The sequence below is a fragment of the Enterobacter cloacae complex sp. P29RS genome (assembly GCF_014893445.1).
GTDB lineage: Bacteria > Pseudomonadota > Gammaproteobacteria > Enterobacterales > Enterobacteriaceae > Enterobacter > Enterobacter intestinihominis.
In genome coordinates this window covers 196,478-211,741 of sequence record NZ_JADBPZ010000002.1, presented here as the reverse complement: position 1 = coordinate 211,741, position 15,264 = coordinate 196,478, and the positions used below count along the sequence as shown (strand labels likewise).

Sequence of the window (15,264 nt, the reverse complement as noted above, 5' to 3'; positions counted from 1 at the left end):
TTACGGGAGCAAAGCATGGCTGAAGTAGGTATTTTTGTCGGCACGATGTACGGCAACTCGCTGCTGGTTGCGGAGGAAGCAGAAGCAATCCTCGTCAATCAGGGCCATAAAGCAACGGTCTATGAAGACCCGGAGCTGGCAGACTGGGAAAAGTATAAAGATAAATACATTCTGGTGGTGACCTCCACCACCGGGCAGGGCGATCTCCCGGACAGCATCGTCCCGCTTTTCCAGGGCATTAAAGACCAGCTTGGCTATCAGCCAGATGTTCACTATGGCATCATCGCCCTCGGCGATAGCTCTTACGCCAATTTCTGCGGCGGCGGTAAGCAGTTCGACGCGCTGTTGCAGGAACAGCACGCTCAGCGGGTCGGCGAGATGTTACTGATTGATGCTGGCGAGCACCCCGAACCGGAAAGCGAGTCAAATCCCTGGGTTGAACATTGGGCCACGCTCCTGAACTAACCCTGTACTATACGAGCTGTAGGCCGGGTAGGGCGTAGCCGCCACCCGGCAACGAAGCTGCACCATATCCTCAATTCCGTGAAGTATCTTCCACCACTTTGGGCTTATGCCCCAATCCACGTTCCCCACGCCCGTCAATGTTGTGTTTCTGCACGGTGAGAGAACCGGTCACTCCTTCATATACTTTTCCCGTCACTATAAAACGGCTTCGGGCCGTACCAAAACCAAACACAAATCTCTCATTCTGATTACCCTACAGGTGCTGTACAGAATGAACCAGGCGAAAGCTATGTTTCAGGAGTGCAACAATGAGTACATTAAGCCACGCGGCGAGCAGCGCTGAGAAGCGCACCAACGCCCGATACTGGATAGTGGTGATGCTGTTTATCGTCACCTCTTTCAACTACGGCGACCGTGCCACGTTATCCATTGCCGGCTCTGAGATGGCAAAGGACATCGGACTTGATCCGGTGGGTATGGGTTATGTTTTCTCCGCATTTTCATGGGCCTACGTAATCGGCCAAATCCCTGGCGGCTGGCTGCTGGACCGCTTTGGCTCAAAACGGGTCTATTTCTGGTCCATTTTCATCTGGTCGATGTTTACCCTGTTACAGGGCTTCGTGGATATCTTCAGCGGCTTCGGCATTATCATTGCGCTCTTTACCCTCCGCTTCCTGGTGGGTTTAGCGGAAGCGCCATCTTTCCCGGGCAACAGCCGCATTGTGGCCGCCTGGTTCCCGGCGCAGGAGAGGGGAACGGCGGTAGCAATCTTTAACTCGGCGCAATACTTTGCGACGGTTATTTTCGCGCCAATTATGGGCTGGCTGACGCACGAAGTGGGCTGGTCGCACGTCTTCTTCTTCATGGGCGGGCTGGGGATCGTCATCAGCTTTATCTGGCTGAAAGTGATCCACGAACCAAACCAGCACCCGGGCGTGAACAAGAAAGAGCTGGACTACATTGCTGAAGGCGGGGCGCTGATCAACATGGATCAGAAAACCCAGAAAGCAAAAGTCCCGTTCAGCCAGAAATGGGGGCAGATCAAACAGCTCGTCGGCTCACGGATGATGATCGGTATCTATCTCGGCCAGTACTGCATTAACGCCTTAACCTACTTCTTCATCACCTGGTTCCCGGTTTACCTGGTGCAGGCGCGCGGGATGTCGATTCTGAAGGCGGGTTTTGTCGCCTCCGTGCCAGCCATCTGCGGCTTCGTGGGCGGGGTGCTCGGCGGGGTCATCTCCGACTGGCTGATGCGTCGCACCGGTTCGCTGAATATTGCGCGTAAAACGCCAATCGTGCTCGGCATGCTGCTCTCCATGACCATGGTGTTCTGTAACTACGTCAGCGCGGAGTGGATGATTATCGGCTTTATGGCGATGGCCTTCTTCGGTAAAGGCATCGGCGCGCTGGGCTGGGCGGTGATGGCAGATACCGCGCCGAAAGAGATCAGCGGCCTGAGCGGCGGTCTGTTCAACATGTTTGGCAACATTTCCGGCATTGTCACCCCAATCGCTATCGGTTACATCGTCGGCACCACCGGCTCCTTCAATGGTGCGCTGATTTATGTAGGCGTCCATGCGCTGGTGGCGGTACTCAGTTACCTGGTGCTGGTGGGGGACATCAAACGAATCGAACTGAAACCTGTTGGGGAGCGCGGATGATGACAACGCAATCAAGCCCGATCGTGACGGAGATGAAAGTCATCCCGGTGGCGGGTCAGGACAGCATGCTGCTCAACATTGGCGGCGCGCATAACGCCTGGTTCACCCGCAACATCGTGGTGCTGACCGACAGCGCAGGGAATACCGGCGTCGGGGAAGCGCCGGGCGGAGAGGTGATTTACCAGACGCTGGTCGACGCCATCCCGCAGGTGGTTGGGCAGGAGGTCGCCCGCCTGAACAAGGTGGTTCAGCGGGTGCATAAGGGCAACCAGTCGGCTGATTTTGATACCTTCGGCAAGGGCGCCTGGACGTTTGAACTGCGCGTTAACGCGGTGGCGGCGCTGGAGGCGGCTCTCCTTGATTTACTGGGTAAGGCGCTGAATGTGCCGGTCTGCGAACTGCTGGGGCCAGGCAAACAGCGTGATGCGGTAACGGTGCTGGGCTATCTGTTCTACGTTGGCGACCGGACGAAAACCGATCTGCCGTATCTGGAGTGCTCGCCGGGCAGCCACGCGTGGTATCACCTGCGTCATCAGGAAGCGCTCTCTGGCGAGGCGGTGGTACGCCTGGCAGAGGCGGCGCAGGATCGCTACGGCTTTAAAGACTTCAAGCTGAAAGGCGGCGTTCTGCCGGGCGAACAGGAGATTGACAGCGTGCGCGCGTTGAAAAAACGCTTCCCGGAGGCACGCATCACCGTCGATCCGAACGGCGCCTGGCGGCTGGATGAAGCTATCGCGCTGTGCAAAGGACTGGGCGACGTGCTGACCTACGCGGAAGATCCGTGCGGCGCCGAGCAGGGCTTTTCTGGCCGCGAGGTGATGGCCGAATTCCGCCGCGCTACCGGGCTGCCGGTTGCGACCAACATGATCGCCACTAACTGGCGCGAAATGGGCCACGCGGTGATGTTGAATGCGGTGGACATACCGCTGGCTGATCCGCACTTCTGGACCCTTTCCGGCGCAGTGCGCGTGGCGCAGCTGTGCGATGACTGGGGGCTCACCTGGGGCTGCCACTCCAATAACCATTTCGACATTTCGCTGGCGATGTTTACCCACGTTGGCGCGGCGGCGCCGGGTAACCCGACCGCCATCGATACGCACTGGATCTGGCAGGAAGGCGAAGCGCGCCTGACCAAAAATCCACTTGAAATCAAAAACGGCACCATTGCCGTACCGGATACGCCGGGGCTGGGCGTGGAGCTTGACTGGGATCAGATCCACAAGGCGCATGAAGCGTATAAAAAACTGCCGGGCGGCGCGCGCAACGACGCAGGCCCGATGCAGTACCTTATCCCCGGCTGGACATTTGACCGTAAGCGCCCTGTATTTGGACGTCACTGATAAAAGGATCTAACGATGAGCACATTTTCTACCCCTGTAGTCACCTCCATGCAGATCATTCCTGTCGCGGGACATGACAGCATGCTGATGAACCTGAGCGGCGCCCATGCGCCGTTCTTCACCCGTAATATTGTGGTGATCAAGGACAACTCAGGGCATACCGGTGTCGGTGAAATCCCGGGCGGGGAGAAGATCCGTAAAACGCTGGAGGACGCCATTCCGCTGGTGGTAGGTAAAACGCTGGGCGAGTACAAAAATGTGCTGACCAGCGTGCGTACGACCTTTGCCGATCGTGATGCGGGTGGCCGTGGTCTGCAAACGTTTGATCTGCGTACCACTATCCACGTGGTCACGGGCATTGAAGCCGCGATGCTGGATCTGTTAGGCCAGCATCTGGGCGTCAATGTCGCCTCCCTGCTGGGGGACGGCCAACAGCGCAGCGAAGTGGAAATGCTCGGCTACCTGTTCTTTATCGGCAACCGCAAACTCACCCCGCTGCCGTACCAGAGCCAGCCGGACGAAAAATGCGACTGGTATCGTGTGCGTCACGATGAAGCGATGACCCCGGATGCGGTGGTGCGCCTGGCTGAAGCCGCGTATGAAAAATATGGCTTTAATGACTTCAAGCTGAAAGGCGGCGTACTGGCGGGTGAAGAAGAAGCTGAGGCGATTTCCGCGCTGGCGAAGCGCTTCCCGCAGGCGCGCGTCACGCTGGATCCGAACGGTGCCTGGTCCCTTGATGAGGCGATCAAAATCGGTAAGCAGCTCAAAGGCGTGCTGGCCTACGCGGAAGATCCGTGCGGCGCAGAGCAGGGGTTCTCTGGACGTGAAGTGATGGCGGAGTTCCGTCGCGCCACCGGGCTGCCAACCGCCACCAACATGATCGCGACCGACTGGCGCCAGATGGGGCACACGCTCTCGCTGCAATCGGTGGACATTCCGCTGGCAGACCCGCACTTCTGGACGATGCAGGGCTCGGTTCGCGTGGCGCAGATGTGCCATGAGTTCGGCCTGACCTGGGGCTCGCACTCCAACAACCACTTCGACATCTCGCTGGCGATGTTCACCCACGTAGCGGCTGCTGCGCCGGGCAACATTACCGCTATCGACACCCACTGGATCTGGCAGGAGGGCAATCAGCGCCTGACTAAACAGCCGTTTGAGATCAAGGGGGGGATGGTGCAGGTTCCAGCTACGCCGGGGCTGGGCGTTGAACTGGATATGGATCAGGTCATGAAAGCGCACGAGCTTTACCAGAAACACGGGCTGGGCGCACGTGATGATGCGCTGGCGATGCAGTACCTGATCCCAGAGTGGTCATTCGACAATAAACGTCCGTGCATGGTACGATAAGCCAACTGGGACCGCTCCCATGGGCGGTCCCTTACGTGGTGTATGCTTAACGTAACTAACATGCGTAAGGATGGCTTATGAAAATTGTTATCGCTCCGGACTCGTATAAGGAAAGCTTGAGCGCGCTGGAGGTGGCGACAGCGATAGAGATCGGTTTTCGCGAAATTTTCCCCTCAGCGGAGTACGTCAAATTACCGGTTGCCGATGGTGGCGAAGGGACGGTGGAAGCTATGGTTGCAGCCACCCATGGGCGTCTTGTCCATGTTCCCGTTACCGGGCCTTTGGGAGAACGCGTGGAAGGGTTTTTCGGGTTATCCGGAGACGGGAAAAGCGCGTTTATCGAGATGGCGGCCGCGAGCGGTCTGGAGCTTGTTGCTCCTGCAAAGCGTAACCCGTTAATCACCACCTCGTGGGGGACCGGGGAACTGATCCGTCATGCGCTGGATGCGGGCGTTAAGCATATCATTATTGGCATTGGAGGCAGCGCGACCAATGACGGTGGCGCAGGCATGGTGCAGGCGCTGGGCGTAAAACTGCTGGATGCGAAAGCACAGCCCGTTGGGCCGGGCGGCGGCGAACTGGCAAGCCTTGCGCATATCGATCTTAGTGGGCTGGATGAGCGGCTGGCAGACTGTCGAATTGAAGTGGCCTGCGATGTGACCAACCCCCTGATTGGCGAGACTGGCGCTTCTGCGGTATTCGGTCCTCAGAAAGGGGCGACGCCGGAGATGGTCAGGACGCTGGACAACGCGCTTGCGCATTACGCAAACATTATCGCCAGGGATCTGGATATTGACGTCTTAAACCTGGCGGGGGGCGGAGCAGCTGGCGGAATGGGGGCGGCGCTGTATGCATTTTGCGGGGCGCAGCTTCGTCGGGGGATTGAGATTGTCACCGATGCCCTGCATCTCGATGAACAGGTCGCGGACGCCGATCTGGTGATCACGGGCGAAGGGCGTATCGACAGCCAGACGATCCACGGCAAAGTGCCCGTTGGCGTGGCGAGAGTCGCGAAACGCTATAACAAACCGGTTATCGGCATTGCCGGCAGCCTGACGGCGGATGTTGGCGTGGTGCACGAGCACGGACTGGATGCGGTATTCAGCGTGATTTACACCATCTGCTCGCTGGAGGATGCGCTGGAAAATGCGCAACAGAATGTACAGATGGCCGCAAGGAATATTGCGGCGGTGATAAAGGTGGGACAGGGGATGTCGCGTTAACGTTCGTGCTCCTGTAGGCCCGGTAAGCGAAGCGCCACCGGGCTTTTGTCTTAGCTACCCAACACCTTCATCGCTTCCCGCGTCACGTTGTCCATCTCGTCCAGCAGCTCCAGAAACTCCGGCTCAAGATCGGATTCTGGCGTACCCGCGCGGAGCTGCTGTTCAAGCAGCTGGCAGAGATTTTTCAACCGCGGCACGCCGCTGTAGCCGCAGCTACCGTGCAGTTTATGGATGGCCTCCAGCAGCCCTTCAGGGTTTTCGCCCACCAGCTGTTCTTCAACCTTGTTACGGATCTCAGGCAGGAAGTCCACCAGCATTTGCAGCATATCGCGGGCCAGATCGGCTTTGCCTGCTGCCTGGCGCAGCGCCAGTTGCCAGTCAAACGTGGCATTCTGGTTAACGCTGATTTCCGGCGATTCAGCAGAAATGGTGTACGTCCCGCCAATGTGACCCGGTTTGTAGCGCAGCAGCAGGCTGTGCAGCTTCTCTTCATCAATCGGTTTCGCCAGATAATCGTTCATGCCCGCACCCAGCAGTTTCTCTTTTTGTCCCGCCATCGCGTGCGCCGTCACGGCAATCACCGGCGTCTGCTGCTGGTGCGGAAGCTGACGAATTAATTCGCAGGCGCGGATGCCATCCATGCCCGGCATCTGAATATCCATCAGGATCAGGTCAAACTGCATCTGTTTGGCTTGTTCTACGGCTTCGGCGCCGCTGGTACACAGTTCAACGTGCTGAACCTGATCCTCAAGCAGCACGCCAATCAGCTTAAGATTTGCCGGGTTATCATCCACGGCCATCACCGTCATCGGCAGCTTATGTTCGTCGTTTTCCAGCGGCAGGGACTGATGCGTCAGACGGCAATATTCGGTCAACGCAGGTAACAGCCGTGTGGCGGTGAGGGGTTTCAGCAGACATGCCGCCGCCCCGTCGTTTTTAAGCTCTTCGGCGTTGATTTGGGCGTGGCACGGCAGAGCCAGCAGCAGGTAGTCCGTCATTGAGGCCGCCTTCGCCAGCCGTTCCTGCTGCATGGTCAGTTCTCCGGTAAACGTCACCGGAATCCCCAGCAAAAGAATATCGTAATGATCGTTCGCCAGCGCGGAGAAGGTCGGGCTGTAGACCACCTCCAGCGGCGTGCTGCTTAATACATCCAGCGTACACTGCGCCGCGGCGGCGTTCGGTTCCACATAGGCCAGACGCATCCCTTTCAGGCAGTCGGTGACCGGACCGTCGGTTTGCACGTTCGGATTAAGATCAAGATTGATATGGAACCAGAAGGTCGAGCCCCGGTTAGGCTGGCTGTGGAAGGAGATATCGCCTCCCATCTCTTTCACCAGCTTTTGGGTGATCACCAGACCCAGGCCCGTTCCGCCGTGACGACGGGAAATGCTCGCATCGGCCTGGCGGAACGCCTGGAACAGACGCGACTGATCGCGCTCCGGAATGCCGATGCCGGTATCCCGGATCTGAACTTCAATCTGGACCTTATTATTACTGAGCGCCCTTTTTTCGACCAGAATGTCGATGTTGCCGCTCTCGGTGAACTTAATCGCGTTGCCCACCAGATTGGTGATGACCTGTTGCAGGCGCAGCGGGTCGCCAATGACGTTATCCGGTACGTCATTTTTGATATTGAGCGTCAGTTCCAGCCCCTTATCATGCGAGGAGTGGGCGAGAAGCGTGACCACGTCATCCAGTGTGCTGCGCAGCGGGAAGGGGATACTCTCCAGAATCAGCTTGCCCGCTTCCAGCTTCGAGAAGTCCAGTACGTCGTTAATAATGGTCAGCAGGTTGTTGGCTGAGCGTTCAATGGTATGCAGGTGGTCACGCTGGGTCGGGTTGAGCTCGCTTTTGAGCGTCAGACGGGTGAAGCCAATCACCCCGTTCAGCGGCGTGCGCAGCTCATGTGACATGTTTGCCAGGAACTCAGACTTAATACGGGCCGCCTCCTGAGCGCGTTTTTTCGCCAGATCCAGCTCCACGTTCTGGATCTCCATCTGCTCCAGCGTTTCGCGCAGGTCAGAGGTGGCCTGGTCAACGTTGTGCTGCATCTCTTCGTGATAAGCCGCCAGCGACATCGCCATTGAGTTGATGCCGTTTTTCAGCATATCCAGCTCGCCGAGCATGAAGCCTTCCACGCGGCTGTCCAGCTGACCCCGGCGGATCCGGTCAACGGTATTCACCATGTTACGGATAGGCCCCGTGACGTCGCGCATCAGCCGCCAGCCGAAGATCAACGCGATGCCGATACAGAACAGCATCATCACGCCGGAGATGAATATTTCTTTGTACTGCTGGAGCCGCACCGACTTGAGATCCAGCTCCAGCGCCACATATCCCAGCATATTATTGCTGGACTTCGCATCGGACTGGGCGGATTCGTCGGGTGAATAGCTTTCTGAGATAATCGGCGTGCGCAGGATCATGATATCGCCGCGCCGCAGGACCGTGAGATGACGCGGGAAAGGGGTACCTTCCGGGATTTTCAGCGACGTGGGATCCAGATGGAAATTCGAGGTGACGAAAAGACGGTTATGCTCATCGTAAACGGAAATGGCGCGCACAATCTCTGAATGACGGCGGTGCAGCACGCTGATTAACTGACCAATGGATTCACGGTTTTGCAGGTTCATACCGTACTCGCTGGAGACGGCCAGCGGTTCGATAATGCTGGCCCCGGCATCTTCAAGCTGTCTCTGCAAATCGTTATAGCGATGCACCACAAAGAAAATGCTCAGCAGCAAACCGATGAGAACGGTAGGAGCGAGGATCAAAATCATCATGCGCGCGCGCAGGCTGTAGTTGGTCATGGAGTTCCGTTATGGGACAATCAGGCTAATTATGTTTATTTGAGAACAATCTCGGCGATGGCGCAATTCTACTCTGCAAAACGACGCGTGACGACGCGTCAGATCATAACTGTTGAAGCCTCTGACCTCGATCCTTTTGGACAGGGGGTAGCGCGTCACAAGGGTAAGACACTGTTTATCACAGGTTTGCTGCCAGGAGAACGCGCAGATATTACGCTGACGGAAGACAAACGCCAGTATGCGCGCGGCCAGGTCAAGCGCCGTCTTAATGATAGCCCGGAGCGCGTGACGCCTCGCTGCCCCCATTTTGGCGTTTGCGGAGGCTGTCAGCAACAGCATGCCAGCACAGAATTACAGCAAAAAAGTAAAAGCAACGCGCTGGCCCGCCTGCTAAAACATGACGTCAGTGACATTGTTGCTGACCAGCCGTGGGGCTACCGTCGCCGCGCTCGCCTGAGTCTAAGCTACCAGCCAAAAACTGAAAGGCTGGAGATGGGTTTTCGCAAAGCCAGCTCCAGCGATATCGTCTCCATCACGCAATGCCCTGTTTTGGTGCCCCAACTTGAGGCACTGCTCCCGGCCGTGCACCACTGTCTTGCATCGCTGGATGGTGTGCGTTCGCTGGGCCATGTCGAACTGGTGCTGGCCAACGGCGGCCCGCTGATGGTGCTGCGCCACACCGCACCGCTGTCCAGGGCAGATCGCGAAAAACTGGAACGCTTTTCGCATTCTCATGAGCTTGCGCTTTTCCTCGCGCCGCAAAGCGAGATACTTGAGCAGGTTAGCGGAGACGCGCCCTGGTATGCGTCAGACGGGCTACGCTTAACGTTCAGCCCGCGGGATTTTATCCAGGTCAATGACGGCGTGAACCAGCAGATGGTGGCGAACGCGCTGGCGTGGCTTGACGTCCAGCCCACCGATCGGGTGCTCGATCTGTTCTGCGGTATGGGTAACTTTACCCTGCCGCTGGCCCGCAAAGCCGCAAGCGTGGTCGGGGTGGAAGGCGTTGAGGCGTTGGTGGCGAAAGGCCAGGAGAACGCCCAACAGAACGGCTTGCAAAATGTGACATTCTTTCATCAAAATCTTGAGGATGATGTTACTCAGCAACCGTGGGCTAAGCAGGGCTTTGATAAGATCCTGCTCGATCCGGCGCGCGCAGGTGCGCCGGGCGTGATGCAGCATATAATTAAACTCGCGCCTGAACGCGTGGTCTATGTTTCCTGTAACCCGGCGACGCTGGCCCGTGACAGCGAAGCATTATTGAGCGGGGGTTACCAGATTCGGCGTCTGGCAATGCTGGACATGTTCCCGCACACTGGACATCTGGAATCAATGGTGTTGTTCGAGCACATCTAATGAGTTTGGCTTGTCGACTTCGACAGGCCCTTGTCCCTAAAGGAGAGGACGATGGTTGCGGTAAGAAGTGCACATTTAAATAAAGCTGGTGAGTTTGACCCTCAAAAATGGATCGCAAGTCTGGGGATTTCCAGCCAGCAGTCGTGTGAACGCTTAACCGAAACCTGGGCCTATTGTTTACGCACAACGCAGGGGCATCCGGACGCTGAACTGCTGTTGTGGCGCGGCGTGGAGATGGTTGAAATTCTCTCCATGCTTAACATGGATATCGAAACGCTACAGGCCGCACTGCTGTTCCCACTGGCAGATGCTAACGTGGTGACGGAAGACGTGCTGCGTGAAAGCGTCGGCCAGTCCGTCGTGGCGCTCATCCACGGCGTGCGTGATATGGCCGCCATCCGTCAACTGAAAGCCGCGCAAACGGATTCTGTCTCTTCCGAGCAGGTGGATAACGTCCGCCGCATGCTGCTGGCGATGGTGGATGATTTTCGCTGCGTGGTGATCAAGCTGGCCGAACGGGTTGCCCATCTGCGCGAAGTGAAGGATGCGCCGGAAGACGAGCGCGTCCTGGCCGCCAAAGAGTGTACGAATATCTATGCGCCGCTGGCGAACCGTCTGGGTATCGGGCAACTGAAGTGGGAGCTGGAAGATTACTGCTTCCGCTATCTGCATCCGGCGGAATACAAACGCATTGCAAAATTGCTGCACGAACGCCGCATCGACCGCGAACACTATATCGAGGAATTTGTCAGCGGGCTGCGCCAGTCGATGAAAGAGGAGAATGTGCGCGCCGAGGTCTACGGGCGTCCGAAGCACATCTACAGCATCTGGCGCAAAATGCAGAAGAAACACCTCGCCTTTGACGAGCTGTTTGACGTGCGCGCCGTGCGTATCGTGGCGGAGCGTCTCCAGGACTGCTACGCCGCGCTGGGGATAGTACATACTCACTTCCGCCATCTGCCGGATGAGTTCGATGACTACGTCGCGAACCCCAAACCGAATGGCTATCAGTCCATCCACACTGTGGTGCTCGGCCCCGGCGGCAAAACTGTGGAAATTCAGATCCGTACTAAACAGATGCACGAAGACGCCGAGCTGGGCGTCGCCGCGCACTGGAAGTACAAAGAAGGCACTTCCGGCGGCGCGCGCTCCGGTCACGAGGACCGTATCGCCTGGCTGCGTAAGCTGATTGCGTGGCAGGAGGAGATGGCCGACTCCGGCGAAATGCTCGACGAAGTGCGCAGTCAGGTCTTCGACGATCGCGTCTACGTCTTTACCCCGAAAGGGGATGTGGTTGATCTGCCGGCAGGCTCTACGCCGCTCGATTTCGCCTACCACATTCACAGCGACGTGGGGCACCGTTGCATCGGGGCGAAGATCGGCGGACGTATCGTACCGTTTACCTATCAGCTACAGATGGGTGACCAGATTGAAATCATCACCCAGAAGCAGCCAAACCCAAGCCGCGACTGGCTGAATCCAAACCTCGGTTACGTGACCACCAGCCGCGGGCGCTCTAAAATTCACGCCTGGTTCCGCAAGCAGGATCGTGACAAGAATATCCTTGCCGGTCGTCAGATCCTTGACGACGAGCTGGAGCATATCGGGATAAACCTGAAAGAGGCGGAGAAGTTCCTGCTGCCGCGCTACAACTTCAACGAGCTCGACGAACTGTTAGCGGCGATTGGCGGCGGCGATATCCGCCTGAACCAGATGGTGAACTTCCTGCAAGCGCAGTTCAACAAGCCAAGCGCGGCAGAGCAGGATGCGGCAGCGCTGAAACAGCTCCAGCAGAAAACCTACGCTCCGCAGCAGCGCAGCAAGGACAATGGCCGCGTGGTGGTTGAAGGGGTGGGTAACCTCATGCACCATATTGCCCGCTGCTGCCAGCCGATACCGGGTGACGATATTGTCGGCTTTATCACCCAGGGGCGCGGGATCTCAATTCACCGCTCCGACTGTGATCAGCTTGCTGAGCTGCAATCGCATGCGCCGGAACGTATCGTGGAAGCCGTCTGGGGTGAAAGCTACTCCGCTGGCTACTCGCTGGTGGTGCGCGTCACTGCCAACGACCGCAGTGGCCTGCTGCGCGACATCACCACCATTCTCGCCAACGAGAAGGTCAACGTGCTGGGCGTTGCCAGCCGCAGCGATACCCGCGAGCAGCTTGCCACCATCGATATGACCATCGAAATCTATAACCTGCAGGTGCTGGGCCGGGTGCTCGGTAAACTGAACCAGGTGCCGGATGTGATTGACGCGCGTCGTCTGCACGGCGGCTGAACATCCTCTTCTGTAGGCCGGGTAAGGCAACGCTGCCACCCGGCATTTTGACATCAGGACAGAACTATGACTCAAATCGACCGCCTGCTTGGCATCATGAAACGCCTGCGCGACCCGGAAAACGGCTGCCCGTGGGATAAAGAGCAGACTTTCGCCACCATTGCGCCTTACACGCTGGAAGAAACCTACGAAGTGCTGGATGCGATTTCGCGCGAAGATTTCGACGACCTGCGCGGTGAGCTGGGCGACCTGCTGTTCCAGGTGGTGTTCTACGCACAGATGGCGCAGGAAGAGGGGCGCTTTAACTTTGACGACATCTGCGCCGCTATCAGCGACAAGCTGGAGCGCCGTCATCCGCATATCTTTGGCGATGCCTCCGCAGGCAACAGTGCGGAAGTGCTGGCGCGCTGGGAGCAGATCAAAAGCGCCGAACGCGCTGAAAAATCCCAGCACTCGGCGCTGGACGACATTCCCCTGAACCTTCCTGCGCTGATGCGCGCGCACAAAATTCAAAAGCGCTGCTCGGCGGTAGGGTTTGACTGGACCTCTCTCGGCCCGGTGCTGGAAAAAGTGCACGAAGAGATCGACGAAGTGATGCATGAAGCGCAGCAGGCCGTTGTGGATGAAGCAAAGCTGGAAGAGGAGATGGGCGATCTGCTGTTCGCGACCGTCAACCTTTCTCGCCACCTCGGTGTAAAAGCGGAAACCGCCCTGCAAAAAGCGAACATTAAATTCGAACGTCGCTTCCGCGAAGTTGAGCGGATTGTGGCCTCGCGCGGCCTGGAAATGAGCGGCATTGACCTCGAGGCGATGGAAGAAGTCTGGCAGGAAGTAAAACGCCAGGAACATGATCTCTAACGAAATTTTGCGATCAAGCGCAATTTGTGTGATTTTTTAAATGACAAGCGCTTGATTTGCGTCAAAAACATTTACCCAAAAGGGGCTATTTTCTCACTCCTTATGTTTGTCATGGCCTGGGAAGGAGACGGAGAATGAAAGTTTGTGGCGCTCGTCGTGTTCGGGTATACTACTTTCCCGTCCTGGTTATTCCATCGTTTCACCCTAACTTCTCAGGTTCAGCATGACAACGAACTATATTTTTGTGACCGGCGGGGTCGTATCCTCTCTGGGTAAAGGCATTGCCGCAGCCTCCCTCGCAGCCATTCTTGAAGCCCGTGGCCTCAATGTGACCATGATGAAACTGGATCCGTACATCAACGTCGATCCAGGCACCATGAGCCCAACCCAACACGGGGAAGTGTTCGTTACTGAAGACGGCGCTGAAACCGATCTGGATCTTGGCCACTACGAGCGTTTCATCCGTACCAAAATGACCCGTCGTAACAACTTTACGACTGGCCGTATCTACTCTGACGTTCTGCGTAAAGAGCGCCGTGGTGACTACCTGGGCGCGACCGTGCAGGTCATCCCACACATCACTAACGCCATCAAAGAGCGTGTCCTTGCCGGTGGCGAAGGGCATGACGTTGTGCTGGTTGAAATCGGCGGTACCGTAGGGGATATCGAATCCCTGCCGTTCCTCGAAGCGATTCGTCAGCTGGCGGTAGATATTGGTCGTGAGAACGCGCTGTTCATGCACCTGACGCTGGTGCCTTACATGGCGGCAGCAGGTGAAGTGAAAACCAAACCGACTCAGCACTCTGTTAAAGAGCTGCTCTCCATCGGTATTCAGCCTGATATCCTGGTTTGCCGTTCCGATCGCGCGATTCCGGCGAACGAACGCGCGAAAATTGCATTGTTCTGTAACGTGCCTGAAAAAGCCGTTATTTCAATGAAAGACGTCGATTCCATTTATAAAATCCCGGGCCTGTTGAAATCACAGGGTCTGGACGATTATATTTGTAAACGATTCAGCTTGAACTGTCCGGAAGCTAACCTGTCTGAATGGGAGCAGGTGATTTACGAAGAAGCCAATCCGGGCGGCGAAGTGACTATCGGTATGGTCGGCAAGTATATTGAACTGCCGGACGCCTATAAGTCAGTTATCGAGGCGCTGAAGCACGGTGGTCTGAAGAATCGCGTCTCCGTCAACATCAAGCTGATTGATTCGCAGGATGTTGAAACGCGCGGCGTCGAAATTCTCAAAGATCTGGATGCGATTCTCATCCCTGGCGGCTTCGGCTACCGTGGTGTTGAAGGCAAGATCGCCACTGCACGCTATGCGCGTGAAAACAATATTCCATACCTCGGCATCTGCCTGGGTATGCAGGTTGCGCTGATTGAATTTGCGCGCAACGTAGCGGGAATGGAAAACGCGAACTCTACGGAATTTGTGCCAGACTGTAAGTACCCTGTCGTGGCGCTGATTACGGAATGGCGCGACGAAGACGGTAACGTCGAAGTCCGTACCGAGAAGAGCGATCTGGGTGGCACCATGCGTCTTGGCGCACAGGCCTGCCAGCTGTCAGACGATAGCGTGGTTCGCAAGCTGTACGGCGAGCCGGTGATTACCGAGCGCCATCGTCACCGCTATGAAGTCAACAACATGTTGTTGAAACAAATTGAAGCTGCGGGTCTGCGTGTTGCGGGCCGTTCCGGGGATGATCAGTTAGTCGAGATCATCGAAGTGCCAAACCATCCGTGGTTCGTGGCCTGCCAATTCCACCCGGAATTTACTTCAACGCCGCGTGACGGGCATCCGCTGTTTGCAGGCTTCGTGAAAGCCGCCAGCGAGTACCAGAAGCGTCAGGCGAAGTAAAAAAAGTTAGAACGGCAACGCGTACCCCTGGTACGCGTTGTTTGTCTGGAG

10 protein-coding genes are annotated in these 15,264 nt (G+C 57.0%); 9 read left to right on the top strand and 1 reads right to left on the bottom strand.

Features of this window, described 5'->3' with window-relative positions; all coding sequences use genetic code 11:
* The first annotated feature begins 15 nt into the window (after positions 1 to 15).
* The 5 genes from IM282_RS02560 to IM282_RS02540 all read left to right on the top strand — a co-directional run bounded on the left by IM282_RS02560 (position 16) and on the right by IM282_RS02540 (position 6,045).
* Positions 16 to 465 carry a flavodoxin gene (locus IM282_RS02560; RefSeq protein WP_022649212.1) on the top strand — a complete coding sequence of 150 codons (450 nt, stop codon included), beginning with the start codon at positions 16 to 18 and terminating at the stop codon, positions 463 to 465.
* Positions 466 to 773: 308 nt separating this feature from the next.
* Positions 774 to 2,129, top strand: coding sequence for a galactarate/glucarate/glycerate transporter GudP (gene gudP / locus IM282_RS02555; protein WP_003862734.1), 1,356 nt, complete (start codon positions 774 to 776; stop codon positions 2,127 to 2,129).
* Positions 2,129 to 3,469, top strand: a complete 1,341-nt coding sequence (locus IM282_RS02550) for an enolase C-terminal domain-like protein (RefSeq protein WP_069597116.1) — start codon at positions 2,129 to 2,131, stop codon at positions 3,467 to 3,469. Before gudP ends, IM282_RS02550 begins: the two co-directional genes overlap by 1 nt.
* 15 nt (positions 3,470 to 3,484) lie before the next feature.
* Entirely contained in the window at positions 3,485 to 4,822 is a 1,338-nt protein-coding gene (gudD, locus tag IM282_RS02545; protein WP_063147438.1) for a glucarate dehydratase, read from the top strand.
* A 77-nt stretch (positions 4,823 to 4,899) separates the two neighbouring features.
* Positions 4,900 to 6,045 carry a glycerate kinase gene (locus tag IM282_RS02540; RefSeq protein ID WP_192970084.1) on the top strand — a complete coding sequence of 382 codons (1,146 nt, stop codon included), beginning with the start codon at positions 4,900 to 4,902 and terminating at the stop codon, positions 6,043 to 6,045.
* Positions 6,046 to 6,095: 50 nt separating this feature from the next.
* Here the strand turns inward: IM282_RS02540 and barA are convergent, their stop codons facing one another.
* Complete coding sequence (barA, locus tag IM282_RS02535; protein WP_022649206.1) at positions 6,096 to 8,855, bottom strand: two-component sensor histidine kinase BarA; 2,760 nt, start codon at positions 8,853 to 8,855, stop codon at positions 6,096 to 6,098.
* A gap of 57 nt (positions 8,856 to 8,912) precedes the next feature.
* Here barA and rlmD point away from each other — a divergent pair, with 57 nt between their 5' ends.
* From rlmD to pyrG, 4 genes are all read left to right on the top strand, one after another.
* Complete coding sequence (gene rlmD / locus IM282_RS02530) at positions 8,913 to 10,211, top strand: 23S rRNA (uracil(1939)-C(5))-methyltransferase RlmD (RefSeq protein ID WP_022649205.1); 1,299 nt, start codon at positions 8,913 to 8,915, stop codon at positions 10,209 to 10,211.
* Between the two features lie 51 nt (positions 10,212 to 10,262).
* Positions 10,263 to 12,494: a GTP diphosphokinase gene (gene relA / locus IM282_RS02525; protein ID WP_022649204.1), complete on the top strand. Its 2,232-nt coding sequence runs from the start codon at positions 10,263 to 10,265 to the stop codon at positions 12,492 to 12,494.
* A 66-nt stretch (positions 12,495 to 12,560) separates the two neighbouring features.
* Positions 12,561 to 13,352: a nucleoside triphosphate pyrophosphohydrolase gene (mazG, locus tag IM282_RS02520; RefSeq protein WP_022649203.1), complete on the top strand. Its 792-nt coding sequence runs from the start codon at positions 12,561 to 12,563 to the stop codon at positions 13,350 to 13,352.
* Positions 13,353 to 13,575: 223 nt separating this feature from the next.
* The gene (gene pyrG, locus IM282_RS02515) at positions 13,576 to 15,213 is read left to right on the top strand and encodes a glutamine hydrolyzing CTP synthase (protein WP_022649202.1); all 1,638 of its coding nucleotides are present in this window, start codon (positions 13,576 to 13,578) and stop codon (positions 15,211 to 15,213) included.
* Positions 15,214 to 15,264 lie beyond the last annotated feature (51 nt).

Bases quoted from the DNA above. Each gene is read 5' to 3' on its own strand.
- IM282_RS02560 (WP_022649212.1), top strand. From the start codon at position 16: ATGGCTGAAGTAGGTATTTTTGTCGGCACGATGTACGGCAACTCGCTG.
- gudD (WP_063147438.1), top strand. From the start codon at position 3,485: ATGAGCACATTTTCTACCCCTGTAGTCACCTCCATGCAGATCATTCCT.
- IM282_RS02540 (WP_192970084.1), top strand. From the start codon at position 4,900: ATGAAAATTGTTATCGCTCCGGACTCGTATAAGGAAAGCTTGAGCGCG.
- gudP (WP_003862734.1), top strand. From the start codon at position 774: ATGAGTACATTAAGCCACGCGGCGAGCAGCGCTGAGAAGCGCACCAAC.
- pyrG (WP_022649202.1), top strand. From the start codon at position 13,576: ATGACAACGAACTATATTTTTGTGACCGGCGGGGTCGTATCCTCTCTG.
- IM282_RS02550 (WP_069597116.1), top strand. From the start codon at position 2,129: ATGACAACGCAATCAAGCCCGATCGTGACGGAGATGAAAGTCATCCCG.
- rlmD (WP_022649205.1), top strand. From the start codon at position 8,913: ATGGCGCAATTCTACTCTGCAAAACGACGCGTGACGACGCGTCAGATC.
- barA (WP_022649206.1), bottom strand. From the start codon at position 8,855: ATGACCAACTACAGCCTGCGCGCGCGCATGATGATTTTGATCCTCGCT.
- relA (WP_022649204.1), top strand. From the start codon at position 10,263: ATGGTTGCGGTAAGAAGTGCACATTTAAATAAAGCTGGTGAGTTTGAC.
- mazG (WP_022649203.1), top strand. From the start codon at position 12,561: ATGACTCAAATCGACCGCCTGCTTGGCATCATGAAACGCCTGCGCGAC.